Origin of the sequence: Streptomyces sp. SM18 (genome assembly GCF_002910775.2) — a bacterium.
Taxonomy (GTDB): Bacteria; Actinomycetota; Actinomycetes; order Streptomycetales; family Streptomycetaceae; genus Streptomyces; species Streptomyces halstedii.
The window spans coordinates 1,824,542-1,850,664 of the sequence record NZ_CP029342.1 but is presented as its reverse complement, the minus strand read 5'-3'; the positions used below and the strand labels follow the sequence as shown (position 1 = coordinate 1,850,664).

The following is a 26,123-nucleotide window of genomic DNA, read 5'->3' as shown; positions in this document are numbered from 1 at the left end:
CCCCGGCCCCGGGCGCGCCGAGGGCCCGTCCCCGGCCTCGCCGGTCGGGGACGGGCCCGTGGGCCGGTGGACGTGGTGCTCAGTGGCAGGAGGTGACGCCCTTGCCCTTCTTCCAGGAGCAGGAGTCCAGGAGCGCACCGGACGCCTTGTAGAGCCGCGCCTTGTCGCCGGTGTTGTTCCAGACGTACGAACCGCGGTTCCAGTACACGTGCTTCCCGCTGTTCTTGCCCTTGCCGGTGTGGACCCGCACGGTCTTCCCGGCGCCCACGGTGTACGTGGGGAAGATGTACGTGTACCCGGTGTTGTCCTTGAGCTTGTAGCCCTTGAGCTGGAGCTTCTTCTTGCCGTTGTTGTGGATCTCCACCCACTCGGCGTTCAGGGACGCGTTTGTGCGGGTGTCCTTGCCGGGGCTGTCGTACTGGATCTTCCCGAGGTGCAGACCGCCCTGGTGGGTGGCGGCGGACGCCGGAACGGCGGCGAGCAGCGAGCCGGCCAGGGCCAGGGCGACGGCCGACGAGGCTACGGATATGCGCATGCGGTGTGTTCCTTCTGTGTACTTCCGGTGAAGGGCAGCAGCATACGTCCGGTACGCGCTTGCCCGGTCCAGGAGTCCGAAATGCTGGGCCAGGGAGTCAACAACGGTCGAACTCGCTCACTGGGCACCCTGTTTCGGGCAGGCGCGAACAGGAAGAGGCAGGGTTCGGCCCTGCCGGGAAGGGGTCAGCCCCGGCCGATGTACGGCATCGCGGTCGCCGTCACCGTGGCGAACTGCACGTTGGCCTCCAGCGGGAGTTCCGCCATGTGCAGGACGGTCCGGGCCACGTCGGCCACGTCCATCACCGGCTCGACCTCCGTCTCCCCGTTGGCCTGGAGGGTGCCGGTCCGCATCCGCTCCGTCATGTCGGTCGCCGCGTTGCCGATGTCGATCTGCCCGCACGCGATCCGGTACGGACGCCCGTCCAGCGACAGCGACTTCGTCAGCCCGGTGACGGCGTGCTTGGTCGCCGTGTAGGCGATGGAGTGCGGGCGCGGCGCGTGCGCCGAGACCGAACCGTTGTTGATGATCCGGCCGCCTCGTGGGTCCTGTTCCTTCATCAGCCGGAACGCCGCCTGCGCGCACAGGAACGACCCCGTCAGATTGACGTCGACCACACTCCGCCACTCCTCGTACCCCAGCTCCTCGACCGGCGCCGAACGCGGCCCGAACGTACCGGCGTTGTTGAAGAGCAGGTCGAGGCGTCCGAAGCGCTCGCGTACGGCGTCGAAGAGCGCCGTCACCGCCCGCGGGTCCGTCACGTCCGTGGGTACGCACAGGGCGTCGCCCCGGCCGGCCCCGGCGGCGGTCTCTTCCAGGGGGGCGGCCCGCCGGCCTGCCAGGGCCACGGTCCAGCCCGCGTCCGCGAGCGTGCGGGCGACGGCCCTGCCGATGCCCGATCCCGCACCCGTCACGACAGCGATCTTCCGGTCAGCGTCAGCGTCAGCGTCCATGGTCCGGAGGGTAGCCCCGGGTCCGGCGGCACCTGCGCGCGGTCGGTCACTCCGGCGCACGCGGTCCCGGTCGCCCGGCGCACGCGGTGGCGGTCGCTCCCGCGCACGCGGTCCTCATCGCACCGCCATATGGATGTCGGGTACGCGCCGACGGAACGTCGTCGCCCCGCACTGCAATGCCTCTGACACCATCCGGCTTGCACAGGAGGGGCATATGACATACGCGCAGAACAGCACCGCCGCCGCGGAACGGGGCGGCGACCCCGCCGCCTTCCGGTCCGCCGCCCGGCGGATCGCGGCCGGTCCCGACCGCCGCCGGTTCCTCACGGTCACCGGTGCGGCCGCCGCCCTCGCCTTCGCGGCCGGTCTGCCCGCCGCGGGTGCGGCGAGCGCCGCCGAGCTGGACGCCCGGAGGATCACCGAGGACCCCTTCACCCTCGGTGTGGCCTCCGGCGACCCGCTGCCCGACGCCGTCCTGCTCTGGACCAGGCTCGCGCCCCGCCCCTTCGAGGCGGACGGCGGACTGCCCGCCGAGCGGGTCCGGGTCAGCTGGGAGATCGCCCACGACGAACGCTTCCGGCGCGTCGTCCGGCGCGGATCGGCCACCGCCCACCCGGAGTTCTGCCACAGCGTCCATGTGGACGTCAGGGGGCTCGCCCCCGACCGCGTCTTCCACTACCGCTTCCGCGCCGGTGCCTGGACCAGCCCCACCGGCCGCACCCGCACCGCCCCCGCGCCCGGCGCCCGCAACAGCTCGCTCACTCTCGCCGCCGTCTCCTGCCAGGCGTACCACGACGGCTACTACACCGCCTACCGTCACCTCGCCGCCGAAGACGTGGACGTGGTCTTCCACCTCGGTGACTACCTCTACGAGTACGCCGTCAACTCCGCCGGTGGCGCCCGTGGTTACACCGACCGGGTGCTGCCGGACCACTTCGACCGCGAGACGCTGACGCTCGACGACTACCGGATGCGCTACGGCCTCTACAAGTCCGACCCGGACCTGCGCGCCGCCCACGCCGCACACCCCTTCGTCGTCACCTGGGACGACCACGAGACCGAGAACAACTACGCGGGCGACACCCCCGAGAACGACGTCCCGCCCGAGGAGTTCCTGCTGCGCCGGGCCGCCGCCTACCGCGCGTACTGGGAGAACCAGCCGCTGCGCGCCCCGCAGCGCCCCACCGGCCCCGACATGCGGCTCTACCGCCGTCTGCACTTCGGCCGGCTCGCCCAGTTCGACGTCCTCGACACCCGCCAGTACCGCAGCGACCAGGCGTACGGCGACGGCTGGAAGGTGCCCGGACCGGAGTCCGAGGACCCGGCGCGCACCATGACGGGTGCCGCCCAGGAACGCTGGCTGATCGACGGCTGGAAGCAGTCCCGGGCCCGGTGGAACGTCGTGCCCCAGCAGGTCACCTTCGCGCAGCGGCGCGATGTGCCCACCGACGCCTACCGACTCTCCATGGACTGCTGGGACGGCTATCCGGCCTCCCGGCAGCGGATCATGGACGGGGCCGAGGCGGCCGGGATCGAGAACCTGATGGTCCTCACCGGCGACGTGCACGTCGCCTACGGCTTCGACCTCAAGAAGGACTTCGACGACCCCGCCTCCCGGACCGTCGGCACCGAGATCGTGGCCACCTCGGTCACCAGCGGCAAGGACGGCGCGGCGAGGCCCGCCAACTGGGACAACCTCACCCGCGCCAACCCGCACCTGCGGTTCTACGACGGCCGCCGCGGCTATGTGCTCGTCGGCCTCGACCGGGAGAAGGCGCGCGCCGACTTCCGCACCGTGTCCGCGGTCACCACCCCCGGCGCGCCCGTCAGCACCGCCGGGTCGTTCGTGACCGAGGCGGGGAACCCGGGGCTCGTCCCCGTGTGACCCCGGCCCCGGCGCCCGTCCGGCCGGGGGTCAGTGCCCGTCCGCCGGGTAGCGGACGCCGACGCGGTCCCGCACCGCGTCGAGCGTCCGCATCACGGCGAGCGACCCCTCCAGCGGCACCAGCGGGGACTCCTTCTCACCCGCCAGCAGCGCCCGTGTCACCTCGGCGGCCTCGAACTGCATGCCGGTGAGGCCCTGCGGACCCGGACCCGTGGTGATCTCCTCCGGCTCCCGGCCCGGCCGGTGCAGGACGAAGCGCTCCGGGTGGAAGAAGCCCTGCGGGAAGTCGATCCGCCCGCCCGTGCCGGTCACCGACGCGACGGTGGGCAGGTCCCCGACGATCGAGCAGGCCAGCAGGGCGGTGGCGCCCGACTCCCACCCCAGCAGCATCCCGGTGCTCAGATCGACGCCCTCCGGCGACAGCAGCGCGTCCGCCTGGACCCGGTCCGGCTCACCGAGCAGCAGATGGGCGAACGACACCGGGTAGACCCCGAGGTCCAGCAGGGCGCCGCCCCCCAGCGCGGGGTCCCGCAGCCGGTGCTCGGCGCCGAAGGTCCCCGCGAAGCCGAAGTCGGCCTGGACCGTGCGGATCTCGCCGATCGCCCCGTCACGCACCAGCTCCGTCATCCGGCGGATCAGCGGGTTGCAGTACGTCCACATGGCTTCCATCAGGAACAGCCCGCGCTCCCGGGCCAGGTCCACCAGCTCACCCGCCTCACGGGCGTTGAGCGTGAACGCCTTCTCGCACAGCACGTGCTTGCCGGCCTCCAGCGCGAGCCCGGCCGCCTCCCGGTGCGCGGAGTGCGGTGTGGCCACGTACACGACATCGATGTCGTCGTCCGCGACGAGCTCCGCCCAGCTGCCGTACGCCCGCTCGATCCCGAACCGGTCGGCGAACGCCCGCGCCGAGGTCTCCGAGCGGGAGGCGACCGCCAGGACCTCGGCCGCCGGGTCCTCCATCGCGAGCAGGTCCCCCGTGAACGTCGCGGCTATGCCGCCCGTCGCCAGAACACCCCAACGCACTGTCCCGCCCATGTCCGCCCGCCCTCACACAAAAAGGTACCGACCACTACGACTGACCTGAGAGCATAGATGCGGTTTCAACGAAGCGGAGACGAGGATGCCGGACAGCGGCGTGAGCCGGGCCCAGCGAGAAGAGCACGTACCCATACCGACGCACAAGGGCACCGCACCAGGTGCTCCCACCACGAACTCCACCCCCGCCGCACGGCGGGCCGGACTCCTGGTCACCCTGGTCCTGGGCGGGCTCACCGCACTGCCGCCCCTCTCCATGGACATGTACCTCCCGGCCCTGCCGGAGGTCACCGGCTCCCTGCACGCCCCGGCGGCCACCGTCCAGCTCACCCTGACCGCCTGCCTCACCGGCATGGCGCTCGGCCAGCTCGTGGTCGGACCGATGAGCGACCGCTGGGGACGGCGCAAGCCCCTGCTCCTCGGCATGATCGTCTACGTGGCCGCGACCATGATCTGCGCCCTCGCCCCCTCCGCGGAGCTGCTCATCGGCTTCCGCCTCCTCCAGGGACTGGCCGGCGCGGCCGGCATCGTGATCTCCCGGGCCGTGGTCCGCGACCTCTACGACGGCATGGAGATGGCCCGGTTCTTCTCCACCCTGATGCTGATCTCCGGTGTCGCCCCCGTCATCGCCCCCGTCATCGGCGGGCAGGTCCTCCGCTTCACCGACTGGCGGGGCATCTTCGTCGTCCTCACCCTCGTCGGGGTGGCGCTCACCCTCGTCGTCTGGAAGTGGCTGCACGAGACCCTGCCCGAGAGCGACCGGCACACCGGCGGCATCGGGGACGCCCTGCGCACCATGCGCCATCTGCTCGCCGACCGGGTGTTCACCGGGTACATGATCGCGGGCAGCCTCGCCTTCGCCACGCTCTTCGCCTACGTGAGCGCCTCCCCCTTCGTCGTCCAGGAGATCTACGGAGCCTCCCCGCAGACCTTCAGCCTGCTCTTCGGGATCAACTCCATCGGTCTGATCGCGGTGGGCCAGATCAACGGCAAGATCCTGGTCGGCCGGGTCAGCCTGGACAAGGCACTCGGCTTCGGCCTCGCCGTCATCTCCCTCGCCGCCCTCGCCCTGCTGCTGATGACGTCCGGGGTCTTCGGCGACGTCGGGCTGCTGCCCGTCGCCATCGGGCTCTTCGTCCTGATGTCGTGCATGGGCCTGGCGATGCCCAACACCAACTCCCAGGCCCTCATGCGGACCAGGCACGCGGCCGGCTCCGCCTCCGCGCTGCTGGGGACCTCCCAGTTCCTCGTCGGCGCCGTCGCCTCGCCGCTGGTGGGGATCGCCGGGGAGCGGACCGCCGTGCCGATGGCTGTCGTCCAGCTGGTGTGCGCCCTGTCCGCGGTGGCCTGCTTCCTGCTGCTGTGCCGCCCGTGGCAGAGCGCCCCGGCCCCCAAGGAGCAGGCCGGGGGCTGAGGCGTACCGGGCGGGGCGCCGGGCCACCGGGCCGCCACCGCCCCGCCCGCAACGCCTACAATTCGCCGGTGAACGCCACCCTCCCCACCGCGGAATCCCTGCGCGCCGCCCTGGCCGCGCTGCTCGACGGGCTGCCGCCCCGCCAGGCCGCGCAGGCGGTCGACCGGCTGATCGCGAGCTACCGCGGGACCACCCCCACCGACGCCCCGGTCCTGCGCGACCGCTCGGACGTGGCCGCGTACGCCGCGTACCGCATGCCCGCCACCTTCGAGGCCGTACGGGCGGGCCTGGACGCCCTGCGTGACGCCGCGCCCCACTGGACGCCCGCCACCCACACCGACATCGGAGGCGGCACCGGAGCGGCGAGCTGGGCGGTCGCGGGCGCCTGGGAGGACGGGCCCCGGACCACCGTCCTGGACTGGGCGGAGCCCGCCCTCACCCTCGGCCGCGAGCTGGCCGAGGCGTCCGGCGCCCCCGCGCTGCGCGCCGCCACCTGGCAGCGCGCGAGGATCGGTACGGCGCTGGAACTGGCCCCCACGGACCTGGCGACCGTCAGCTACGTACTCAAGGAGCTCACCCCCGGGGACCGGGCCGCCCTGGTGGACGCCACCGCCGCCGCGGCCCAGGCCGTGGTGGTCGTGGAACCGGGCACCCCGGACGGATACGCCCGGATCATCGAGGCCCGCGACCGGCTGGTCGCCGCCGGTCTGAGCGTCGCCGCGCCCTGCCCGCACAGCGCCGCCTGCCCCATCGAACCGGGCGCGGACTGGTGCCACTTCTCGGCCCGGGTCAGCCGCTCGTCCCTGCACCGCCAGGTCAAGGGCGGCTCGCTCAGCCACGAGGACGAGAAGTTCAGCTATGTGGCGGCGACCCGCTTCCCCACCGATCCGGTACGCGCCCGGGTCACCCGCAAGCCCCAGCTCCGCAAGGGCCAGGTGCTGCTGGAGCTCTGCACACGGGACGAGGGGCTGCGCCGCGCCACGGTCACCAAGCGGCACGGTGAGCTCTACCGCGCCGCCCGTGACACCGCCTGGGGCGACCCTTGGCCGCCTCACACGGCACCGGACCAGGGCAGCCTTTAGGGCGTGTTTCGAAAGTCCCGCCTGGCCCGCGACGCCCGGCACGCACGCTCGCCGCGTTGTCGGAGTCGCCCCAGTACGTCCAGTACGAGGGCGATCCTCCGCCTTGCGATCGCACGCACCGGACGCCGCAGGCCCCGCCCTCCGGGCGGACGGCGCTCCTTTCGAAACACGCCCTAGGGGCGTAGCTCCTGGGTGCAGCACTTCACGCTGCCCCCGCCCTTGAGCAGCTCACCCAGGTCCATCGGGACCGGCTCGAAGCCCCGGTCCCGCAGCGGGCCGAACAGGCCCACCGCGGCCTGGGGGAGCAGGACGTGGCGTCCGTCACTGACCGCGTTCAGGCCCAGCGCCGCCGCGTCGGCCTCCTCCGCGATCAGCGCGTCCGGGAAGAGCCGGGCCAGCACGGCCCGGCTGCCCGGCGAGAACGCCCCCGGGTAGTACATGACCTCGTCGGCCGCGTCGTCCAGGACACTGAGGGCCGTGTCCAGGTGGTAGTAGCGCGGATCGACCAGATCGAGGCCGATCACCGGGCGGCCGAAGAACTCCTGCGCCTCGGCGTGCGAGAGCGGGCTGGAGCGGAAACCGCGGCCCGCCAGCAGATACGAGGCGGTGACGGCGAAGTCGCCCTCGCCCTCGTTGACATGGTCGGGTACGTGGATGTCGGTGAAGCCGGCGGCCCGGAACCACTCCCGGTGCGCCTCCGCCTCCGCGTACCGCTCCCGGTAGGCGAACAGGGCGCCCAGCACCCTGCCGTCGATCACGGTGGCGCCGTTCGCGGCGAACACCATGTCGGGCAGCTCGGGACGGGGGGTGAGCAGTTCCACGGTGTGGCCCAGGGAACGGTAGCGGTCGCGCAGGTCCTCCCACTGGGTGGTGGCCAGGGACAGGTCCACGGGTTTCGAGGGGTCCATCCACGGGTTGATGGAGTAGGTGACCTCGAAGTGGGACGGGGCGCACATCAGATAGCGACGAGGGGTGGCGTCACGGGTCAATGCAGGCTCCTTTCGAACGGCAGCTCGGCTGCGGAACGGTGGGACACGCGCACGGGGTGGGTGCGTGCGTTCATGGTGCGCCAGACCGGGCCGAAAGCGCAGTGATCCGAACGGGTGGTTGCACGGCCGCCGCCGGTGTGTCTCCCCCCTTTCCCCGCTTCCGGGCCTCCGCCGGGCGGGCCGGAGGGCCGGGGCGCCGACCACGCGCTGCGAGGCTTGTCACCCACACCGTGATCCCGGACCCGCCTCCGGCCCGCCTTCAGGCCACCCATACCAGGGCATTCAGGACGAAAGAGGTCACCCTCCCGGCGCGTCCCGGACCCCCCACTTGGGAACTTGGGCCACCCGGGGCGCAGGATGATGGGACCATGGAGGCACAACCGCTGAGGTGAGGGGATAGATGGGCGCCGATTCCGGCCGCAGTCGCGGCACAGAGAGCAGGATCTCCCAGTGGCTGCGCCGACGGCCCAAACCACAGCCGGAGGCCGACGACGCGGCCCGGCTGGCGCTGCTCCTGGCCGTCGCGGAGGCAGGGATGCCCATCTCACCCGCCGCGCACCCGGTCGGCTACCGATGTTCGTGCGAACGCATCGGCTGCCCCACCCCCGCACGGCATCCGGTCTCGTTCGCGTGGCAGACGCAGTCCACCACCGACCGCGCCCAGATCGAGCGCTGGGCCACGAACCAGCCCCAGGCCAACTTCATCACCGCCACCGGCATGATCCACGACGTGCTGGACGTCCCCCTGCCCGCGGGCCGAGCCGCTCTCGAACGGCTGACGGCCGCGGGCATCGACGTAGGGCCGGTGGCCCAGTCCGGCGACGACCGGATGCTCTTCTTCACCGCGACCCGGGGCACCCCCGAGGACGAGGACGAGTGGTGGCCGTGCGAGCTGGACTGCCATCCCGAGACCATGGACGAGCACCCGGGGCTGCGCTGGCACTGCCGCGGCAGCTATGTGCTCCTGCCGCCCGCCCGGCTCCCCGGTGAGCTGGACGTGCACTGGATCCGCGGCCCCGAGCACCCGCTGCCCGACCCGCTGACCCTGCTCGAAACACTCACCGACGCCTGCGCGCGGTACGCCGCCGCGGAGAGCGGACTGGACCACGACGCGGTGGCCTGGCCCCTCGGCCGCTGAGCCCGACCGGGACCGGGCCCGAGCGCCGAGGGGCCCGGACCGGGTTCGGACGGGACCCGGACCACCCGGCGGGCCCGGGGCACGAAGCGCGTGCCCCGCTCCGGCTCAGGAGCCCTGCGCCGCCACCAGACCGGGCAGCCGGTTCAGCACGCGCGCCTTGCCGGCGGCCTCCCCGTCCCCGGCGCCGCGCTCGGGGATGTACACCAGCTGGCTGGAGACCCGCTCCTTGGTCAGCGTGCTCTTCACCTCGCCGGTCAGCAGCGCCTCGACGTCCGCCGTGACCGTGGGCCGCAGCCCCTCCGCCGCCGTCTGGCGCTCGAAGTGCTTGCTGCTGAAGAAGACCAGCGCCCCGCCGTCCTTCGTCCTCAGCCCCAGCGGCGCGAACGCCCCGTCGTCCAGGGCCCGGTCGACGTACTGGTACGAGAAGCCCGCCCGCCGGGTGTTCTCCCGCGCCTCCCGCCAGCCGGAGGTCGTGGACCCCGGGGCGAAGACGTCCGGGGCGCCCTTCTCCAGGTACTCCGTGTATGTCCGGCTCAGTTCGGCCGGTGCGGTGGCCAGCACCTCGTCCGACCCGGCGGAGGGCACGGGTTCGGCGAGACCGTCGGCGTCCGTGCGGAACTCGGGGACCTGGGACGGGCTGACGGCCGCCAGATAGGCCGCCTTCCAGGGCGCCTCGGGGCCGGTACGGACGAAGACCAGCAGCCAGCGGGTGTCCAGCTTCCCGCCGTCCTCGTCCCGGTTGGAGTCGGTGTCCGCGAGGAACCAGCGCGGCCAGCCCACCTTCTTGGGTATGACGAAGGAGACGTCGGTCAGCTCCAGCGGCTTGTGCGCCGCGTTGCCCTCCGGACTGCTCTTCCGACGCGCCTTCAGCCCGGCCTGGTTGATGGCGCCGAGCGAACCGGTCACCCGGTCCTCGTCCAGCGCCGGATCGTACGCCTTGTCCGCCGCGTTGTAGGCGGCGGTGAAGTCCTCAAGGGCCCGGGCGGCCTCGGACTTCGTCGCCCCCGGAAGAACCTCCAGCTCACCGTGTACCGTCACACAGCCGCTCGCGCCCATGCTCAGCGCCGTCGCCGCCGCGAGCCCCGCCGCCAGTCGCCCCAGCCTTGTCATCCGTCGCCTTCTGCGCCTTCTGATCCGTCGTCCGCACTGACCGCCTGAACCCTACCGGGGCGCGCGGGGCCATGAGCGGGCGGATGAGGGATAGGGCGCCCAACCGTGACAGGGGGGACGGGTGTTGCCCCCGGGGCCCCCGGAACCCGGCGCGTAGGCCCCCGGGTTCGGCGCGCCCCGGAACCCGGGCGCGTACGCCCGGGTCCGGCGCGCACGCCCCGTACGGCCGGCGGCGCCCCGGGTTCAGCGCGTGCGCTCCGGTACGACCAGCGGCGCGCCGGTCCTCGGGTGCGGGAACACCTCCACCGGCTGCCGGTACACCTCGCCCAGCAGTTCGCCCGTGAACACCTCGGCGGGCGGGCCGTCCACGGCGACGCGGCCGTCCCGCAGGACCACGGCCCGGTCCGCGTAGGCCGCGGCCAGCCCCAGGTCGTGCAGCACCACCACCACCGCGTCCCCGGCGGCGGCCCGCTCCCGGCAGATCCGCAGGACGAGTTCCTGGTGGCGCAGGTCCAGGGCGGCGGTCGGCTCGTCCAGCAGCAGCAGCGGGGCGCGCTGGGCGAGGACCCGGGCGAGCGCGACACGCGCCCGCTCACCGCCCGACAGCGCGGAGAACGGCCGGGCCGCGAACCGGGTGACCTCCGTCGCCTCCATCGCGGAGGCGACCGCCACGTCGTCCTCGTCCTCCTTGGCCGTACCCGCCCAGGGCGCCCGGCCCATCCGTACGACGTCCTCGACCGGGAAGGGGAAGGACAGCGCGGCGGACTGCGGCAGCACGGCCCGCCGCAGGGCGAGTTCGGGCGGCGACCAGTCGGCGGCCGGCCGGCCGTCGATGCGGATCTCACCGCTCCCGGCGGGCAGATCGGCGGCCAGCGCCGCCAGCAGGGTGGACTTCCCGGCCCCGTTCGGGCCGACCAGGGCCACCACCTCGCCCGCACGGGCGGTCAGCTCCACCGCGTCCAGGACCTGCCTGCGGCCCAGCCGGATGCCCAGGCCACGGGCCTCGGCGAGCGGCGAACCGGGCGCCGCGGGGGCGGGCAGCTCCCGGTCGCTTCCCGCGGCGAACAGTCTTCTCAGCGCCTTCACGCCCAACCACCTTGCCTACGACGGGTCCTGCGCAGCAGCCAGAAGAAGAACGGGCTGCCGAAGAGCGCGGTCAGCACCCCGAGCGGAAGCTCGGCGGGATCGGCCACCGTACGGGCGGCGAGGTCGCCGGCCACCAGCACCAGGGCGCCGCCGAGGGCGCTGCCGGGGATCAGGAAGCGGTGGCCGGGGCCGTTGGCCATCCGCAGCAGGTGCGGGACGAGGAGCCCCACGAAGGTGATGATGCCCGCGACCGCGACGGCCGCCGCGGTCAGCAGGGCCACCACGAGGACCAGGACGATCCGCAGCCGCTCGACGTCCACGCCCAGGTGGCGGGCCGGGCGTTCGCCGAGGGCGAGCAGGTCCAGCTTCCTGGCGTAGAAGGGGGCGACGAGCAGTCCGAGCACCGCGCAGGGCAGGACGGCGAGCACCTTCGGCCAGGTCGCCTGGGCCAGCGAGCCGAGCTGCCAGAAGGTGATCTGGGTGATCTGCGCGTTGTCGGCGAAGAAGATGAACAGGCCGATCAGCGCGCCGGCGAAGGCGTTGACGGCGATGCCGGTGAGGATCAGCGTCACCACCTCGGTGCGGCCCCCGGAACGCGAGAGCGCGTACACCAGCAGGACGGTGACGAGACCGGCGGCGAACGCGCAGACGGTGATGGTCCAGTTGCCGAAGAAGCTCAGGCCGAGCGCGATCGAGCCGACCGCGCCGACCGCCGCGCCCGCGGAGATCCCGATGACCCCCGGCTCCGCGAGCGGGTTGCCGAACACCCCCTGCATCAGGGCGCCCGCGCAGCCCAGGGAGGCGCCGACCAGCAGGGCGAGGACGACCCGGGGCAGGCGTACGTTCCACAGGACGCTCTCGCCGACCCGGTCCAGGGCGTGCCCGCCGAGACCGATCCGGTGCTGGACGGAGGACAGGACGTCCCCGAGCGGGATGTGGTACGCGCCGAGGCCGGCGGAGAGCAGACAGCCGACGAGCAGGGCCGCCGACAGGGCGACGGTGAGGACGAACGCGTTCCCGCGCCTGCGAGGGGTGTCCGTTCCGGGGGCGGAGTCCTCACCGGAACCGCCGGACGCGTCCTTGACGACGCCCGTGTCATGGGTGGTGGCGGTCATCGGCCGGAGCCGCCTTCCGGGTAGAGCTGCTCGACCAGTTCGGCCAGCACCCGGTCGGTGCGCGGCCCGTAGTTCAGCAGCACCCCGTCGTCGATCGAGACGACCCGGCGGTCCATCCCGGCGGGCGTCTCGGCGATCCCGGGGATCTTCACCAGCCCGTCGACACCGCCCACCGAGTCGAGCCCCTTGGACATGACGAGGATCGCGTCCGGCGCCGCCTTGGCCAGGGCCTCGGCGGTGATCGCGGTGAAGTCCTTCTTCAGCCCGGAGGCCTTGCCCGCGTCCACGGCGCCCGCCGCCTCCAGCAGGGAACTGGCCCCGGACTCCCGGCCGCCCAGCAGATAGACGGAGGCCGATCCGCGCAGGTACAGGAAGGCGACGCGCGGCGCGTCCCCGTCCTCGCGGGCCGGGATCGTCTCGCGTACGGCGTCGATGCGGGACTCCGTACGCGCCTTCAGCTCGTCCCCGGAGGAGGTCACGCCGAGCGCGGCGGCGACCGCGTCGATCCGGCGGCCCACGTCGGCGAGTTCCTTGGCGGGCTCCACGACGACGAGCGGGATGCCGGCGTCGCGTATCTGGTCGACGGCCTCGGTGGGGCCGGTCGTGGTGTCCGCGAGGACGACGGTCGGCCGCAGCGAGAGCACGCTCTCCGCCGAGACGTCGTGGGCGCGGGTCACCACCGGGAGCTTCTCGGCCTGTTCGAAGGTGGCGGTGATGTCCCGGGCCACCACCTCCTTCCCGAAGCCCAGGGTGAAGACGATCTCGCTGAGCGAGCCGGTGAGCGGCACGATCCGGTCGGTCGAGGAGACGGTGACCTCGGTCCCGTCCGCCGACGTCACCGTGACGGGCAGCCGCGGCTTCGGCGCGGTGGCCAGCGGTTCGACCCTGTCGGCCGCGGTCTCGGCCTTCGCCGCCTTCGTGGTTCCGCCTGCCGGATCCCCTGTGCCACCGCAACCGCCGAGCGCCGTGGTGAGCGCCACCACGGCGGCCAGGGCGCCGAATCGCGCGGCGCGCGGTCGTGCGGCTCTTCGCCCCGGTAGAGCCGGGTACTGGGGAAATCGCACGAGTGCACCGTCCTGGGGGTGTTGCGAACTGAAGTGGCGGAGGGGGTTCCGGCACGGGCTGAATACACCTTAGGTTAGCCTTACCTCGGTTTCTAGCCCTTCGGGAGGGTCCCATGCTGCCGTCCAGATCCGTGCGCGCGCTTGTCGTCGCGCTGTTCGCGGTGCTCCTGGGAGCGTTGCTTCCAGCCACCGCCGCGCAGGCGGCGAGCCGTACGGTGCAGGGCGGCCGGCTGGACTGGGGGATCAAGTCCTCGTTCCAGAGCTACGTCACCGGCCCCATCGCCCAGGGGAGTTGGAGCCTCACCGGGGGCACCGCCACCGTCGGCGGCAGCCAGTTCCGCTTCCACTCCGCGACCGGCTCGTACGACCCGGAGAGCGGCGCGTTCCAGGCCGGGTTCTCGGGAGGCGTGCGCTTCGTCGGCCACCGGCAGTCGGACGGCACGAACCAGCTCGACCTGACCATCGGCCGCCCCACCGTCCGGATATCCGGCGGCGGCGGAACCCTCTACGCCGACATGGTCAGCAAGGAGCGGGAGAGCGGCCGGGTCACCACCTCGGCCCAGGTGCCGATGGCCACGCTCGGGCTGTCCGGGATCAACATGCGGGGCGGGTCCACGCCCGTCGCCCTGAACAACGTCCCCGCGACGCTCACCGCCCAGGGGGCCAAGGCCTTCGCCGGTTACTACACGGCCGGCACCCCGCTGGACCCGGTCAGCCTCTCCGTCGACACCAAGGCCCCGGCGGGCGCCCCGGCCGCCTCCTCCACCCCGTCGCCGTCCCCCTCGAAGACCAAGAAGGCCGAGAGCACCGCGGGCCGCTTCGAGGACGCCGCGGTGGACTGGGGCGTACGCCGCACCTACCGCGAGTACGTCACCGGTTCCATCGCCCAGGGCGAGTGGACCCTCGCCGACGGCGCCCAGGACGGCGGAGCGCTCTTCCGCTTCCCGAAGGGCAAGGGCACCTACGACGCGAAGAAGCAGACTCTCGACGCGGCGTTCGCCGGCAGTGTCCGCTTCACCGGTAAGGGCGGCCTCGACCTCGAACTGGCCGGTGTCACCGTCAAGGTGGCCTCCGGCAAGGGCACCCTCCGCGCCGACGTCACCAACGAGGGCACCACCCGCAAGGGCGTGGCGCTCGTCACCTTCACGGCCAAGGACCTCACCCCGAAGGACGGGCTCGCCGCGCTCACCGAGGCCCCCGCGACCCTGACCGCCGACGGAGCCAAGGCCTTCGGGTCCCTCTACAGCGAGGGCACCGCGATGGACCCGGTCTCCCTCGCCGTCGCCGTGGACGCGAAGGCCCAACTGCCCGCACTGCCCGACCTGGGCACCGCGGCCGAACCCTCCGCCACGCCCGAGGAGACGCCTGCGGCCACCCCGTCCACCCAGCCGGTGGCCGCGGAGTCCGGCACCGGCGGCGGCACCTACCTCGCCGCGGGTGGCGGAGCCGTGCTGCTCGCCGCCGCGGGCGGCGGCCTCTGGCTGGCCCTGCGGCGCCGTACGGCCGCCCGCACCACCACCTGAACTTTCCTCCCCTCCCCTCACACCTTCCCCCGTCACCACGTCTCTTCAGGAGTCACCGCCATGGCAGCCACCCGCCGCCCCATAGCCCTCGCCGCCGCCGTCGCCACCGCGGCCGCGCTGGGCGCCACCTTCGCCCTGCCCGCCCTCGCCGCCGACAGCAAGGAGGCCGCCCCCGCGGCCACCAGAGACCTGACGGACGGCACGCTGGACTGGGGCTTCAAGGACTCGTTCCGCCGGTACATCGGCGGAGCGGGCACCATCACCGTCAAGGACGGGGCCACCCAGGCCCCCGGCAACGGGGCCTTCACCTTCGGCAACGGCAAGGGCACCTACGACACGGGCACCCACGGCACCTCCACCGCTTTCGACGGCAGCGTCAACTTCAACGCGCACGGCGGTGTCCTGGACATCACGCTCTCCGACGTGAAGGTCACGACGACCCTCACCGGCGGCACGATCACCGCCGACGTCAAGACCCCCGAGGGCACCAAGGACGACGTCGCGGTCGCCGCGCTGGACCTCTCCTCGGTCCGCCCCAGCCAGGGCGACGGCGGCGCGATGGTCTACAAGGACATGCCCGCCACCCTCACCAAGGCGGGTGCCGAGGTCTTCAACAACATGTACGCGGAGGGTGCGGAGCTCGACCCCGCCACGCTCTCCGTCAAGGCCGTCACCCCGGAGCCCACCCAGGAGCCGACGAAGGAGCCGACCCAGGAGCCGACGAAGGAGCCGACCCAGGAGCCGACCAAGGAGCCCACGAAGGAGCCCTCGGAGGAGCCGACCAAGGAGCCCACGAAGGAGCCCTCCACGGAGCCGACGACCGGCCCCGGCAACCCCAGCCCGTCCACCTCCGCCTCCCCGGCCCCCTCCGGATCGGCCACCGCCCCGTCCGTGAAGCAGGGCCCGGTCGTCAACGGCACCCTGGACTGGGGCGTCAAGGCGTCCTTCCGCGCCTACGTCACGGGCCCCATCGCCAACGGCAAGGTCGAGACCTCGGGCGGCGCCACCGCCTCGGCCGACGGCTACCGCTTCCCCGACGCCACCGGAGCCTTCGACGCCGACAAGCAGACCCTGGACGCCCAGTTCGGCGGCTCGGTCCGCTTCCTCGGTCACAAGGAGGGCGACGCCTACACCCTCGACCTCTCCCTCAGCAAGCTGCGGATCCAGGTCAAGGGCGGCACCGGCACGCTGGTCGCCGACGTCTCCAGCAAGGACCGCACCACCAAGAAGGTCGCCACCTACACCGACCTGGCCCTGGCCGACCTGAAGCTCCCCTCCGGTGAACTCGCCGCCAAGGGCGGGGTCGTGACGCTGAAGGGCGTTCCCACCACGCTGACCGCGGGCGGCGCCAAGGCGTTCGGCGGCATGTACGACAAGGGTGAGGTGCTCGACGCCCTGACCGTCGCCGTCTCGCTCGACGAGAACGCCGAACTCCCCGGCTCCACCGGGGGCTCCGGCTCCACCGGCGGCAGCGGTTCCACGGGCGGCTCCGGCACCACCGGCGGGACGGGCTCCACCGGCGGCACGGTCGGCGGCGGCGGCTCCGTCGGCGGTTCCGTCGGCGGCTCGGGCTCCCTCGCCTCCACCGGCTCCGACCTCCCGACCGGCGCGCTGATCGCCGCCTCGGGTGTCGTCGTCGCCGCGGGCGCCGGTGTCGTGATCGCGGCGCGCCGCCGCCGTGCGGGCGCCGAGGCCGTCTGACCCGAGGCTCCCACGCACACCCCCACCGGGGCCGCACCGGCACACACCGCCGGTGCGGCCCCGGTCGCGTTCACACGGCCGCACGATGTCCCGGTGGCCGAACGGTGCTTGAATGCCCCCGTGAACGACTTCGAGGTACCCGAGGGAATCGACGTACTACGGGTGTTCTGCGGCCCGGACGGCCGCCACGGCAACCCGCTGGGCGTCGTCCGGGACGGCCGCCGCTACCCCGGCAACGACGCCCGGCAGGCGCTCGCCCGGCAACTCGGTTTCAGCGAGACCGTGTTCGTGGACGACCCGGAACGCGGCACCGTGGACATCCGCACCCCCGGACTGCGGCTGCCGTTCGCCGGGCACCCGCTCGTCGGCGCGGCCTGGCTGCTCGACCTGGAGGTCCTGGAGCTGCCGGTCGGGGACGTGTTCGCGCGCCAGGACGGCGAGTTCACCTGGATCACCGCCCGCCCCGAGTGGGCCCCGCCCCGGGCGTTGGAGCAGTACGCGACGGCCGCCGAGATCGAGGCGCTGACGGAACCCCCGCCGGGCGAGGGGTGGCTCTACGTCTGGGCCTGGGAGGACGAGGCGGCCGGGCGGGTACGGGCGCGGGCCTTCCCCCGACGTACGGAAACGGGCCGTACGGACTCGGGCCGTACGGACACACGCGGAAGCCGCTCCGGCGCCGGGGCCGGGACCGTGGCAGGCACCGGGGCGGACGCCGGGGGCATCGAGGAGGACGAGGCGACCGGCGCGGCCGCCATGCTGCTGAGCGCCCGGCTCGGCCGGGCCCTCAACATCACACAAGGACGCGGCTCCCAGATCCTCACCGCACCCGCGCCGGACGGCACGGTGGAGGTCGGGGGCCGCGTCCTGCTGGCGCGGGCCGGGCTCAGGCGCTGAGCGGGAACACCTCGCCCAGCTCACGGAAGACGGCGGTGTTCAGCGCGAAGGCGCGCTTGCACTCGTCGATGACGCGCTGCTTCTCCAGGTCGTCGGCGTTCACCGCGTCCAGCAGCTCCCGGTACTCCCGCTTGAAGGCGGCCGGGTTGGAGATGCCCTCGAAGACGTAGAAACGCACGCCGTCGCCCTTGCGCTCGAAGCCCCAGGTCTTCTCCGCCGTGCCCCGGATGATCTGGCCGCCGGAGAGGTCCCCGAGGTAACGGGTGTAGTGGTGCGCCACATAACCGGCCGGCCAGTCACGGGCGCACTCGGCGACCCGCTCGGCGTACGCGGCGGTGGCGGGCAGCGGCTCCAGGCCCTCACGCCAGCCCTCGCCCCGCAGATGGGCGAGATCGCGCTCCAGCTCGGCCGAGCGCATCAGCTCCGGCCGTATGAACGGCCCGGCCACCGGGTCGGCGCGCAGGGCGTCGGCGCCGTCCTCCAGCGCGCGGTAGACGAACCACAGCTGCTCCGTGTAGCGCGTGTAGGCGTCCACCCCGAGCCGTCCGCCGAGCATGTCGCTCATGAAGGTGGAGGACTCCGCCTCGGTGTGCTGTTCGTGCGACGCGGTGCGGATCAGCGTCGAGAAGGGGGTGCTGGGAGCGGTCGCGGGGGTGGCGGTTGCGTCCAAGGCGGGCCTCCGAGGGCCAAGAAGGGACGGGAAGTCCGTACAGATGCGGAAATATCGCCGGTGTCCACTGCGTGCGCAGCGGCTACCGACACACCGATCCTCCTACTTAGGCTCACCTAAGTCAACAGGTTCCCGACTGCTTGTCGGTAAAACCGTCCTGGAGCGGCCTCCCGGCAAACCTCCTGGTAAGGCGCCCGGTCCGGACCGGGCGCCGTCTCACGGAAGGGTCAGGATCTCCGCCCCGGTCTCGGTCACCACCAGTGTGTGCTCGAACTGCGCGGTCCGCCTGCGGTCCTTGGTGACCACGGTCCAGCCGTCCTCCCACAGGTCGTACTCATGCGTCCCCAGCGTCAGCATCGGCTCGATGGTGAACGTCATCCCGGGCCGCATCACCGTCGTCGCGTGCGGGCTGTCGTAGTGCGGGACGATGAGACCGGAGTGGAACGAGGTGTTGATGCCGTGCCCGGTGAAGTCCCGCACCACGCCGTACCCGAACCGCTTGGCGTAGGACTCGATGACCCGGCCGATGACGTTGATCTGCCGTCCGGGCCGTACCGCCTTGATGGCGCGGTTCAGCGCCTCGCGGGTGCGCTCGACGAGCAGCCGCGACTCCTCGTCCACGTCACCGCAGAGATAGGTGGCGTTGTTGTCGCCGTGCACGCCGCCGATGTAGGCGGTGACGTCGAGGTTCACGATGTCACCGTCCCGCACCACCGTGGAGTCGGGGATGCCGTGGCAGATCACCTCGTTGAGTGAGGTGCACAGGGACTTGGGGAAGCCCCGGTAGCCGAGGGTCGAGGGGTACGCCCCGTGGTCGACCATGAACGCGTGGGCGATCCGGTCGAGTTCGTCGGTGGTGACACCGGGGACGATGTGCTTGGCCGCCTCCTCCATCGCCCGCGCGGCGATCCGGCCCGCGATCCGCATGCGTTCCACGGTGTCGGGGTCCTGGATCTCCGGCCCGGTGTACGGGGTGGGAGCGGGCTTCCCCACGTATTCGGGGCGCCGGATGTTTCCGGGGACGGAACGGACGGGGGTGATCTCCCCGGGCACGAGAAGCGACTGACCAGACATGTCAACGAGTCTAACCAGCGGGCTCGGGGCACCATGGCAGCGAGGAAAGGATCCGTCGATGGCCCTGTTCAAGAAGCGCACGGTCGGCAAACCGGGCGAGTGGTACTACTGCCTGGTCCACCAGAAGGTCGAGGAAGGCCCCGACTGCCCGGCGAAGGACCGCTTCGGCCCGTACACCTCCCGCGAGGAGGCCCAGCACGCGATGGACACCGCGCGTGAGCGGAACCTCGAATGGGAGAACGACCCGAAGTGGCACGACCGCACGGAGGAGACCCCGGACTGAGGGCTGTGCCGTCCCGTACCTGGCCGCGGCGCAGGCTTGTGGTGCGGCTTTCATGAGCATCCCGCACCGCCGCTTCCCGTGACCGGAAGACGCTGAGGGCGATACCGGACGGTGTCGCCCTCTTCGGTGTGCCCGCCGTGCCGAACGCGCCCCCTGCCCGCACCCCGGCGGGCCGTACCTCAGGTGTCCCCCGGCTCGGCGGAGGCGGGTGTGCCGTGGGTCTCCAGGAGCCTTTCGACACCGGCCAGAAAGGTTTCGCACACCAGCACCGGGTCGAAGAGGCAGCCGGCGGCCATCGCGCCGTCCCGCATCATCACGAAGTGGCGGGCGGCGGGTTCGGCGGACTCCTCCCGGACGTCGGCCAGAAGCCCGGTGACGGTGTCCAGGAACCACTGGCGGTGCGCCAGGACGACCTGGTGCACCGGGTGATCGGCGTCGGGGTACTCGGCGACGGCGTTGAGGAAGGCGCAGCCCCGGAATCCCGAGGAGCGGATGCCCTGTGCGATGGACGAGGCGAGCGCCCGGACGGTGTCGGCGGGGGACAGCTTCGCGGCGACGGCCGCGTCCGCCTGGCCGCGCACGGCGCGGTCCGCCTCCGTGAGATAGGCGACGACCAGGGACTCCTTGCTGGGGAAATGGCGGTAGAAGGTCGCCCGTGTCACGTGTGCCTCCGCGACGATGCGATCGACGCCGACGGAGTGGATCCCTTCCGCGTAGAACACCTGAGTGGCCGTCTTGAGCAGCCGGGAGCGTGCCTCGGACGGCCGGCTCCCGGATTCGCTGCGCACCATACGGCCATCCTAGCGGGTAGAACGTTCGGTCTTGACAAGTCTCCCCGCTCTCGCCAGTCTTGATGAACAGAACGTTCGTTCTCGCGGGTGGCGGCTCTTCGTGCTCGGCGGACCCAGGGCGCCGTCCGCCCTGCCGCCCGCGCGACCGGGCGATCACGCCGGTCCTGACGGCGACGAGCCGACGGGGCCGGGACGGCCACCCCTGAACTCCTCCCTTCCCGCACCGAGTTCCACCGAAAGGACCGACATGACCGGCATCGCCGCTCCGCCCTCCACCACCGGGACCGCCTCCGCCCTGCGGAGCCTGTACTTCGTCCGGTTCGCGTTCGCCATCGTCTGGGCCCTGGTGATGTTCACCATGGCCAAGGAGATCGGCCCGGTTGCCGGCGTGCTGCTGGTGATCTACCCGCTGTTCGACGTCGGCGCGGCCGTCGTCGACGCCAACACCTCGCGCGAGCACCGGCCGCTGGCGCTGCTTTACCTCAACATGGCGGTCAGCCTCGTCGCGGCCGTCGGCATCGGCATCGCCGCCACCTCCGGAATCCCCGCGGTGCTGCGGGTCTGGGGAGCCTGGGCGATCGTGTCCGGTCTGGTCCAGCTGATCGTGGCCGTGTCCCGTCGCACGATGGGCGGCCAGTGGCCGATGATCCTCAGCGGCGGCATCTCCGTGCTCGCCGGCGCCTCGTTCGTCGCCTCCGCCGGCGCGGACGACCCCTCGCTCTCCGGCGCCGTCGGTTACGCCGTCCCCGGCGGCGTCTTCTTCCTCATCTCGGCCCTGCGCCTGGGCCGTGCCGCCAAGGAGGCCTGACATGGGCGACCGGGAGGCCTCCCCAACCCGCGTCCGCGGCGCCAGCCGCCGTCCCCGCGTCCGGGCCACGGCAGCCCCCGACCGGCTCCCTCAGTACACCCAGGGCGTGTTTCGAAAGTCCCGCCTGGCCCGCGACGCCCGGCACGCACGCTCGCCGCGTTGTCGGAGTCGCCCGAGTACGTCCAGTACGAGGGCGATCCTCCGCCTTGCGATCGCACGCACCGGACGCCGCGGGCCCCGCCCTCCGGGCGGACGGCGCTACGTTCGAAACACGCCCTGGACGCCGGACTCCGCGGCGGGTGAGGCGCCCGGTTCCACGGCAGGCGGGGCGTCGGACTCCGGGGCGTGGCCGGTGCGGTCGGCGTGCGCCGCTCGCCTGCGGGCCGCGTCCTCGTCCGTCGCGGAGTCGTACGTGAGCAGCTTCGGCAGCGCGGCCGACAGCAGCGCCACCGAGGCGACGCACGCCACCCCGCCGCTCCAGATCGCGGACCGGGTCCCCGTCCAGCCGGCCATCGCGCCCGCCCGGACCTGCCCCAGCTGCGGGCCCACGCTGTACGACAGCACCTCGATGCCCGCCAGGCGGCCGCGCAGCTCGTCCGGGACGGTCTGGTTCCAGATGGTGGACCGGCCGAGCCCGCTGAGCATGTCACCCGCCCCGGCGAAGCCCAGACAGAGCAGCACCAGCCAGACGTCGTCGAACCATCCGGCCGCCGCGATGGCCAGTCCCCAGCCCGCCGCGCCCCCCACGACGAACAGCCCGTGCCGCCGCACCCGCGAGGTCCACCCACTGGTCAGCCCCAGCACCAGCGAACCCACCGACCCGGCCGCGTACTCCCCCATAGCCTAAAGGGCATGGGAGGTGCCCCCATGCCCCAACGACCACTGCGCGTCCAGCTCGTCCGCGAGGAACGGGAAGATCGTGTTCGGGAAGGCGAAGAACATCGCCGCCATGTCGATCGCGTACGTCCCCAGCAGGACGGGCCGGCTCCACGCGTACCGCGCGCCCTCCGCGATGCCCCGCAGCGACGGCTTCCGGGCGTCACGGGCGGGCGGGGCCGCCGTCAGCCGCAGGCAGAGCACCACGGAGAGGCCGAAGGTGACGACGGTGACCCCGTACGCCGTGGCATGCCCGGCGTAGGCCACCACGAGACCCGCCAGCGAGGGGCCCGCGATCGCGCCGACCTGCCAGCGCAGCGAGTTCAGCGCGGCGGCCGCCGTCTGCTGCTCGTGCGGCACGATCCGGGCCATCAGCGAGTCCAGCGCGGGCCGTTGCAGCCCGGCCAGCGCGGACACCCCGCCGGCCACCACGTACAGCGGCCAGAGGGACGGGTCCGGGGCGAGGGCGTTCGCCAGCAGGATGACGGCCAGCAGGCCCAGTCCCGCCTCCGTGCCCAGGATGACCTTGCGGCGGTCGGCGGAGTCGGCCAGCGCCCCGCCGTACAGCCCGAAGACGACCAGTGGCACCAGCTCCACCGCGCCCATCGCCCCGACGGCGAGCGGCGAGCCGGTGAGGTCCTTGATCTGCAACGGCAGGGCGATCAGTGCCATGAAGCTGCCGAAGTAGGTGACCAGCCCCTGGATCCAGAGCAGCCGGAAGTCGGCGGAGGAGCGCCAGGGGGAGAGGTCGGGCAGCAGACGGGAGATCACGAAGGGCCATGGTGCGCGGGCCGGCCGGTCGGAGGCAACTGTGTTTCCCGGGCCCCGATCTCCGAAACGGGCAGGTCGGCGGCGCGCGACGCCCCCGGAACCCCGGCGCGCTGCCCCTGGAACCCCCGGCCCCTGAGCGCCGGGACCCCGACCCGCGCCGCCACCGTCACCAGCGTGCCGGGGGCGGGGCCGTCAGCTGGTGGGCCAGCCGGGACAGCCGGTCCCGGAACGTGCCCCGGCCCCGTGTGGGCGTGCCGTTCTCTCCCGCCGCCGCGCTCACCAGGTGCTGGACGGTGTCGAGGTCCACCTCGTCCTCGGCGGTCACCGTCAGCGCCTCGTGCGCCAGGCTCCGCAGCTCCGGGTCGCCGCCCTCCAGAGCCAGGACGGTCGCCCCCGCGCGGCGGGCGTCGTGCACCCGCTCCAGAAGGCTGCCACGCGGGCGCTGCGGGGCGACGACGAGCAGCGTCTCGCCCCGCCCGGCCGCCTCGATCCGGCCCAGGCCGACCGCCAGGTGCGCCGGGTCGTCGGGCCGGGCCCGGTGGCGTACCAGCGTGGGACGCAGTTGCGGCAGGCCCGACCAGGTGGACTCGTCCACCAGATGGGCGGCCATGTGCCACGGTTCGTACACCTCCGTCCCGACCAGTAACAGCCCGCCGCCCTGCGGTTCGACCGAGGACCGCAGGGTCCGGGCGAACCCCCGGGCGGCCGTGGGCCACCGGGTTCCGGCGAGTACTTCACGCAGCGTCGCGACACGTACGGCATCCATGGTCCGGCATCATGCCGCCGACCGCCCCGGGGCGAGGGCTTGTCCCACCGGACCACTCGAACGGGGAGTTCCGGCGGTCGGCCTCCGGTCACCCGTCGCGGTGACCGGTCCCACACAGTGGCAGCCGCTCCGGGGACGGCCCCTACCTGGCAGTAGTGTCGGGGCCATGACTACGCATGACAGCGGCAGCGCCCCCAAGCCCCCCGCCAAGGACCCCTGGGACCTCCCCGACGTCTCCGGCCTGACCGTCGGTGTCATCGGCGGCACCGGACCGCAGGGCCGTGGCCTCGCCTACCGCCTCGCCCGCGCCGGGCAGAAGGTCGTCATCGGCTCCCGGGCCGCCGAACGCGCCGAGGCCGCCGCCGCAGAACTCGGCCACGGCGTCGAGGGCGCCGAGAACGCCGTGTGCGCCCGCCGCAGCGACCTCGTCATCGTCGCCGTGCCGTGGGAGGGCCACGCCAAGACGCTGGAGGCCCTGCGCGAGGACCTCGCCGGGAAGATCGTCGTCGACTGCGTCAACCCGCTCGGCTTCGACAAGAAGGGCGCCTTCGCCCTCACGCCCGAGGAGGGCAGCGCCGCCGAGCAGGCCGCCGCCCTGCTGCCCGACTCCCGGGTCACCGCCGCCTTCCACCACCTGTCGGCGGTCCTGCTCCAGGACGAGTCGGTCCAGGAGATCGACACCGACGTCCTGGTCCTGGGCGAGGCCCGCGCCGACACCGACACCGTGCAGGCGCTCGCGAACCGCATCCCCGGCATGCGCGGGATCTTCGCCGGCCGGCTCCGCAACGCCCACCAGGTCGAGTCCCTGGTCGCGAACCTGATCTCGGTCAACCGCCGCTACAAGGCGCACGCCGGGCTGCGTACCACCGACGTGTGAGCGAGCCCCTCCCCGAGGCGGTACGGGCATGGGGGACACTGGACGGGACCGCGCACCGTCCCCCGACAGGAGTACCCGCCCCCATGCCCCGCCTCGCTCTCTACTCCCTCGTCGTCTGCCTGCTCGCCCTGGTGGCAGCGGTGGTCTCCTTCGTCCAGGGCGGCATCGTCCTCGGGATCGTCTGGGTGCTGCTGGTCGGTCTCTCGTCGAACATGACGTGGTTCTACGTCCGCCGGAACAGGATGCGCGCGGAGGCGGCCGCCTGACTCAGGCCCCCCGGACCGCGCACACCGGGCTCTGGTCGCCGAACCACTCCTGCCAGAAGCGGTAGGTGTCCAGCCCGCAGTACGTCTCGAACTCGCTGACCCCCAGCCCCCGCAGCAGCGCGTGCACGGCGTCGAAGAACACCGTGTTCACCTCCGGGACCCACAGCAGCGCGAAGACCGCGATCAGCCCGAACGGCGCGAACGGCGCCACCTGGCTCCGGACCCGGTGGGAGAGCCACGGCTCGATCACGCCGTATCCGTCCAGGCCCGGCACCGGCAGGAAGTTCAGGATCGCGGCCGTCACCTGGAGCAGCGCCAGGAACGCCAGCGCGAGCCGGAAGGTGAACGGGACCCCGTCCAGCGCGTGCAGCCAGAACGGCGCCGTGCACACCAGCGCGAACAGCACGTTGGTCAGCGGACCGGCCGCCGAGATCAGGCTGTGCTTCCACCGCCCGCTGATCCGGCCCCGCTCGATGTAGACGGCGCCGCCCGGCAGACCGATGCCGCCCAGGATCACGAAGAGCACCGGCAGCACGATGCTCAGCAGGGCGTGCGTGTACTTCAGCGGGTTGAGCGTGAGGTAGCCCTTCGCCCCGATCGAGATGTCCCCGCTGTGCAGGGCGGTGCGCGCGTGCGCGTACTCGTGCAGGCAGAGCGAGACGATCCAGGCCGCGGTGACGAAGAGGAAGACCGCGAATCCGGCCTGCCCGGCGAAGTCCGTCCACACCGCCCACCCCGCGACGGCCGTCACGGCGACGATGCCGAGGAAGATCGGACTGATCCGCCGGTCGCTGCGGTCGCTCCGGCGGTAGGCGGTGGTCATGAGCGACTCCTGAGGGCGGGATGGCAACAGTACCCAAAGCCGCCCGCCCCGCCCGGAGGCGTGCGTTCAGCGCGGGTCACCGGGAGGAGGCGCCGGTCCGGGGGCGGGCTCGATGTTCTCGGCCGAGGTGGCGAACTCGACGCCGCCGGCGGGCCGGATGTGCGCGATGCGCCGGACACCGCCGCGGTGGTGTTCCCGGGTGACGGCCGTCAACTCGCCCTCGGTACGGCTGGGGATGTCCCGGACACGGGTGTGGAGCAGCGGGTGCGGTTCGTACCCGGAGGCGCCGGACGGGTTCACGAGGCGCCCCCCGTCCTGACGGATCCCTCGGCCCGGCGCAGGAACTTCGCCCAGCCCCGCTCCGCACGGCGCAGGAGAGCGGGGCTGGGGGGCGGCGGCGGTTCGGGGAACCGGAGCGGGGGTTCGTCGTGACGGGGTCGGTCGTACGGAGGCATCGCGCGGTCCTTCCACGGGGGCGGAGGGGGTCGGCCCTCGGCACCGCTCGACTGCGGTGCGTGTAGAGCTAACCGCGCAGCGTGCCCGGACGGGTACCGTGGAAGCGAGGGCACAGCATGAATCCCATAAACGCGCGGG

Annotated in this window: 25 protein-coding genes and 3 pseudogenes; 12 read left to right on the top strand and 16 right to left on the bottom strand. The window is 72.7% G+C overall.

From position 1 onward, the window contains the following. Window positions 1-79: 79 nt before the first annotated feature. Window positions 80-535 carry a lamin tail domain-containing protein gene (locus B9S64_RS08230; protein ID WP_103491052.1) on the bottom strand — a complete coding sequence of 152 codons (456 nt, stop codon included), beginning with the start codon at window positions 533-535 and terminating at the stop codon, window positions 80-82. A 185-nt stretch (window positions 536-720) separates the two neighbouring features. Then, a complete protein-coding gene (locus tag B9S64_RS08225) occupies window positions 721-1,488 on the bottom strand; it encodes an SDR family oxidoreductase (RefSeq protein WP_103491051.1) in 768 nt (255 codons plus the stop codon). Window positions 1,489-1,702: 214 nt separating this feature from the next. Between B9S64_RS08225 and B9S64_RS08220 the strand changes: the two genes are divergently transcribed. Beyond that, window positions 1,703-3,373, top strand: a complete 1,671-nt coding sequence (locus B9S64_RS08220; RefSeq protein WP_103491050.1) for an alkaline phosphatase — start codon at window positions 1,703-1,705, stop codon at window positions 3,371-3,373. A gap of 30 nt (window positions 3,374-3,403) precedes the next feature. On the opposite strand, the gene B9S64_RS08215 is transcribed toward B9S64_RS08220, so the two are convergent. After that, a complete protein-coding gene (locus B9S64_RS08215) occupies window positions 3,404-4,408 on the bottom strand; it encodes a Gfo/Idh/MocA family protein (protein ID WP_103491049.1) in 1,005 nt (334 codons plus the stop codon). Window positions 4,409-4,493: 85 nt separating this feature from the next. On the opposite strand from B9S64_RS08215, the gene B9S64_RS08210 reads away from it, so the two are divergent. Further along, the gene (locus B9S64_RS08210; RefSeq protein WP_103491048.1) at window positions 4,494-5,822 is read left to right on the top strand and encodes a Bcr/CflA family multidrug efflux MFS transporter; all 1,329 of its coding nucleotides are present in this window, start codon (window positions 4,494-4,496) and stop codon (window positions 5,820-5,822) included. A 68-nt stretch (window positions 5,823-5,890) separates the two neighbouring features. After that, complete coding sequence (locus B9S64_RS08205) at window positions 5,891-6,904, top strand: small ribosomal subunit Rsm22 family protein (RefSeq protein ID WP_103491047.1); 1,014 nt, start codon at window positions 5,891-5,893, stop codon at window positions 6,902-6,904. Between the two features lie 173 nt (window positions 6,905-7,077). Here the strand turns inward: B9S64_RS08205 and ddaH are convergent. Continuing rightward, a pseudogene (gene ddaH, locus B9S64_RS08200) lies at window positions 7,078-7,908 on the bottom strand (dimethylargininase); the annotation flags it as partial. Between the two features lie 385 nt (window positions 7,909-8,293). On the opposite strand from ddaH, the gene B9S64_RS08195 reads away from it, so the two are divergent. Then, on the top strand, window positions 8,294-9,031 hold the full coding sequence (locus tag B9S64_RS08195; RefSeq protein ID WP_028440000.1) for a bifunctional DNA primase/polymerase: 738 nt from the start codon (window positions 8,294-8,296) through the stop codon (window positions 9,029-9,031). Between the two features lie 105 nt (window positions 9,032-9,136). Here the strand turns inward: B9S64_RS08195 and B9S64_RS08190 are convergent, their stop codons facing one another. From B9S64_RS08190 to B9S64_RS08170, 4 genes are all read right to left on the bottom strand, one after another. Further along, window positions 9,137-10,141: a hypothetical protein gene (locus B9S64_RS08190; protein ID WP_181012269.1), complete on the bottom strand. Its 1,005-nt coding sequence runs from the start codon at window positions 10,139-10,141 to the stop codon at window positions 9,137-9,139. A 243-nt stretch (window positions 10,142-10,384) separates the two neighbouring features. Then, window positions 10,385-11,227 carry a heme ABC transporter ATP-binding protein gene (locus B9S64_RS08180; RefSeq protein ID WP_093675080.1) on the bottom strand — a complete coding sequence of 281 codons (843 nt, stop codon included), beginning with the start codon at window positions 11,225-11,227 and terminating at the stop codon, window positions 10,385-10,387. Beyond that, window positions 11,224-12,342 carry an iron ABC transporter permease gene (locus B9S64_RS08175; protein ID WP_103491045.1) on the bottom strand — a complete coding sequence of 373 codons (1,119 nt, stop codon included), beginning with the start codon at window positions 12,340-12,342 and terminating at the stop codon, window positions 11,224-11,226. The genes B9S64_RS08180 and B9S64_RS08175 overlap by 4 nt, the downstream gene beginning before the upstream one ends. Then, window positions 12,339-13,406 carry a hemin ABC transporter substrate-binding protein gene (locus B9S64_RS08170; protein WP_103491044.1) on the bottom strand — a complete coding sequence of 356 codons (1,068 nt, stop codon included), beginning with the start codon at window positions 13,404-13,406 and terminating at the stop codon, window positions 12,339-12,341. Before B9S64_RS08170 ends, B9S64_RS08175 begins: the two co-directional genes overlap by 4 nt. Window positions 13,407-13,519: 113 nt before the next feature. On the opposite strand from B9S64_RS08170, the gene B9S64_RS08165 reads away from it, so the two are divergent. Continuing rightward, window positions 13,520-14,929, top strand: a complete 1,410-nt coding sequence (locus B9S64_RS08165) for an HtaA domain-containing protein (protein ID WP_103491043.1) — start codon at window positions 13,520-13,522, stop codon at window positions 14,927-14,929. A 60-nt stretch (window positions 14,930-14,989) separates the two neighbouring features. Continuing rightward, window positions 14,990-15,529: pseudogene (locus tag B9S64_RS35515) on the top strand (HtaA domain-containing protein); the annotation flags it as partial. Here the strand turns inward: B9S64_RS35515 and B9S64_RS35510 are convergent. After that, entirely contained in the window at window positions 15,493-15,723 is a 231-nt protein-coding gene (locus B9S64_RS35510; RefSeq protein ID WP_374936066.1) for a glycine zipper domain-containing protein, read from the bottom strand. The pseudogene B9S64_RS35515 and the gene B9S64_RS35510 overlap by 37 nt on opposite strands. A 97-nt stretch (window positions 15,724-15,820) precedes the next feature. Between B9S64_RS35510 and B9S64_RS35505 the strand changes: the two genes are divergently transcribed. Both B9S64_RS35505 and B9S64_RS08155 read left to right on the top strand, forming a co-directional pair. Further along, window positions 15,821-16,630 carry an HtaA domain-containing protein gene (locus B9S64_RS35505; RefSeq protein WP_374936065.1) on the top strand — a complete coding sequence of 270 codons (810 nt, stop codon included), beginning with the start codon at window positions 15,821-15,823 and terminating at the stop codon, window positions 16,628-16,630. Window positions 16,631-16,750: 120 nt separating this feature from the next. Next, entirely contained in the window at window positions 16,751-17,524 is a 774-nt protein-coding gene (locus B9S64_RS08155; protein ID WP_103491041.1) for a PhzF family phenazine biosynthesis protein, read from the top strand. Here the strand turns inward: B9S64_RS08155 and B9S64_RS08150 are convergent. Then, window positions 17,514-18,194 (bottom strand): heme oxygenase (biliverdin-producing), encoded by a 681-nt coding sequence (locus tag B9S64_RS08150; RefSeq protein WP_028440008.1) that lies wholly within the window; start codon window positions 18,192-18,194, stop codon window positions 17,514-17,516. The two genes, B9S64_RS08155 and B9S64_RS08150, sit on opposite strands and share 11 nt — an antisense overlap. A 216-nt stretch (window positions 18,195-18,410) precedes the next feature. Continuing rightward, a complete protein-coding gene (gene map / locus B9S64_RS08145) occupies window positions 18,411-19,268 on the bottom strand; it encodes a type I methionyl aminopeptidase (protein ID WP_103491040.1) in 858 nt (285 codons plus the stop codon). A gap of 58 nt (window positions 19,269-19,326) precedes the next feature. Here map and B9S64_RS08140 point away from each other — a divergent pair, with 58 nt between their 5' ends. Continuing rightward, window positions 19,327-19,551 (top strand): hypothetical protein, encoded by a 225-nt coding sequence (locus B9S64_RS08140; RefSeq protein WP_028440010.1) that lies wholly within the window; start codon window positions 19,327-19,329, stop codon window positions 19,549-19,551. Window positions 19,552-19,730: 179 nt separating this feature from the next. Here B9S64_RS08140 and B9S64_RS08135 read toward each other — a convergent pair whose 3' ends face one another. Continuing rightward, window positions 19,731-20,342, bottom strand: a complete 612-nt coding sequence (locus B9S64_RS08135) for a TetR/AcrR family transcriptional regulator (protein ID WP_103491039.1) — start codon at window positions 20,340-20,342, stop codon at window positions 19,731-19,733. Window positions 20,343-20,589: 247 nt separating this feature from the next. Here B9S64_RS08135 and B9S64_RS08130 point away from each other — a divergent pair, with 247 nt between their 5' ends. Next, a complete protein-coding gene (locus B9S64_RS08130; protein WP_103491038.1) occupies window positions 20,590-21,150 on the top strand; it encodes a hypothetical protein in 561 nt (186 codons plus the stop codon). 258 nt (window positions 21,151-21,408) lie between these two features. On the opposite strand, the pseudogene B9S64_RS08120 reads toward B9S64_RS08130, so the two are convergent. Together B9S64_RS08120 and B9S64_RS08115 are read right to left on the bottom strand one after the other, a co-directional pair. Continuing rightward, window positions 21,409-22,797: pseudogene (locus B9S64_RS08120) on the bottom strand (MFS transporter). A gap of 166 nt (window positions 22,798-22,963) precedes the next feature. After that, window positions 22,964-23,563, bottom strand: a complete 600-nt coding sequence (locus B9S64_RS08115; RefSeq protein ID WP_103491037.1) for a hypothetical protein — start codon at window positions 23,561-23,563, stop codon at window positions 22,964-22,966. Between the two features lie 166 nt (window positions 23,564-23,729). On the opposite strand from B9S64_RS08115, the gene npdG reads away from it, so the two are divergent. Continuing rightward, complete coding sequence (gene npdG, locus B9S64_RS08110; RefSeq protein WP_028440012.1) at window positions 23,730-24,440, top strand: NADPH-dependent F420 reductase; 711 nt, start codon at window positions 23,730-23,732, stop codon at window positions 24,438-24,440. Window positions 24,441-24,523: 83 nt separating this feature from the next. Then, the gene (locus tag B9S64_RS08105; protein ID WP_103491036.1) at window positions 24,524-24,706 is read left to right on the top strand and encodes a hypothetical protein; all 183 of its coding nucleotides are present in this window, start codon (window positions 24,524-24,526) and stop codon (window positions 24,704-24,706) included. A gap of 1 nt (window position 24,707) precedes the next feature. Here B9S64_RS08105 and B9S64_RS08100 read toward each other — a convergent pair whose 3' ends face one another. After that, on the bottom strand, window positions 24,708-25,529 hold the full coding sequence (locus tag B9S64_RS08100) for a site-2 protease family protein (RefSeq protein WP_103491035.1): 822 nt from the start codon (window positions 25,527-25,529) through the stop codon (window positions 24,708-24,710). A gap of 66 nt (window positions 25,530-25,595) precedes the next feature. Continuing rightward, window positions 25,596-25,829 (bottom strand): hypothetical protein, encoded by a 234-nt coding sequence (locus B9S64_RS08095; RefSeq protein ID WP_103491034.1) that lies wholly within the window; start codon window positions 25,827-25,829, stop codon window positions 25,596-25,598. Between the last annotated feature and the right edge of the window lie 294 nt (window positions 25,830-26,123).

Excerpts from the sequence above, each read along its gene's own strand:
- npdG (WP_028440012.1), top strand. The coding sequence starts at position 23,730 with ATGACTACGCATGACAGCGGCAGCGCCCCCAAGCCCCCCGCCAAGGAC.
- B9S64_RS08165 (WP_103491043.1), top strand. The coding sequence starts at position 13,520 with ATGCTGCCGTCCAGATCCGTGCGCGCGCTTGTCGTCGCGCTGTTCGCG.
- B9S64_RS08190 (WP_181012269.1), bottom strand. The coding sequence starts at position 10,141 with ATGACAAGGCTGGGGCGACTGGCGGCGGGGCTCGCGGCGGCGACGGCG.
- B9S64_RS08140 (WP_028440010.1), top strand. The coding sequence starts at position 19,327 with ATGGCCCTGTTCAAGAAGCGCACGGTCGGCAAACCGGGCGAGTGGTAC.
- B9S64_RS08220 (WP_103491050.1), top strand. The coding sequence starts at position 1,703 with ATGACATACGCGCAGAACAGCACCGCCGCCGCGGAACGGGGCGGCGAC.
- B9S64_RS08195 (WP_028440000.1), top strand. The coding sequence starts at position 8,294 with ATGGGCGCCGATTCCGGCCGCAGTCGCGGCACAGAGAGCAGGATCTCC.
- B9S64_RS08130 (WP_103491038.1), top strand. The coding sequence starts at position 20,590 with ATGACCGGCATCGCCGCTCCGCCCTCCACCACCGGGACCGCCTCCGCC.
- B9S64_RS08225 (WP_103491051.1), bottom strand. The coding sequence starts at position 1,488 with ATGGACGCTGACGCTGACGCTGACCGGAAGATCGCTGTCGTGACGGGT.
- B9S64_RS08215 (WP_103491049.1), bottom strand. The coding sequence starts at position 4,408 with ATGGGCGGGACAGTGCGTTGGGGTGTTCTGGCGACGGGCGGCATAGCC.
- B9S64_RS08175 (WP_103491045.1), bottom strand. The coding sequence starts at position 12,342 with ATGACCGCCACCACCCATGACACGGGCGTCGTCAAGGACGCGTCCGGC.
- B9S64_RS08115 (WP_103491037.1), bottom strand. The coding sequence starts at position 23,563 with ATGGATGCCGTACGTGTCGCGACGCTGCGTGAAGTACTCGCCGGAACC.
- B9S64_RS08230 (WP_103491052.1), bottom strand. The coding sequence starts at position 535 with ATGCGCATATCCGTAGCCTCGTCGGCCGTCGCCCTGGCCCTGGCCGGC.
- B9S64_RS08135 (WP_103491039.1), bottom strand. The coding sequence starts at position 20,342 with ATGGTGCGCAGCGAATCCGGGAGCCGGCCGTCCGAGGCACGCTCCCGG.
- map (WP_103491040.1), bottom strand. The coding sequence starts at position 19,268 with ATGTCTGGTCAGTCGCTTCTCGTGCCCGGGGAGATCACCCCCGTCCGT.
- B9S64_RS08210 (WP_103491048.1), top strand. The coding sequence starts at position 4,494 with ATGCCGGACAGCGGCGTGAGCCGGGCCCAGCGAGAAGAGCACGTACCC.
- B9S64_RS08100 (WP_103491035.1), bottom strand. The coding sequence starts at position 25,529 with ATGACCACCGCCTACCGCCGGAGCGACCGCAGCGACCGGCGGATCAGT.
- B9S64_RS08105 (WP_103491036.1), top strand. The coding sequence starts at position 24,524 with ATGCCCCGCCTCGCTCTCTACTCCCTCGTCGTCTGCCTGCTCGCCCTG.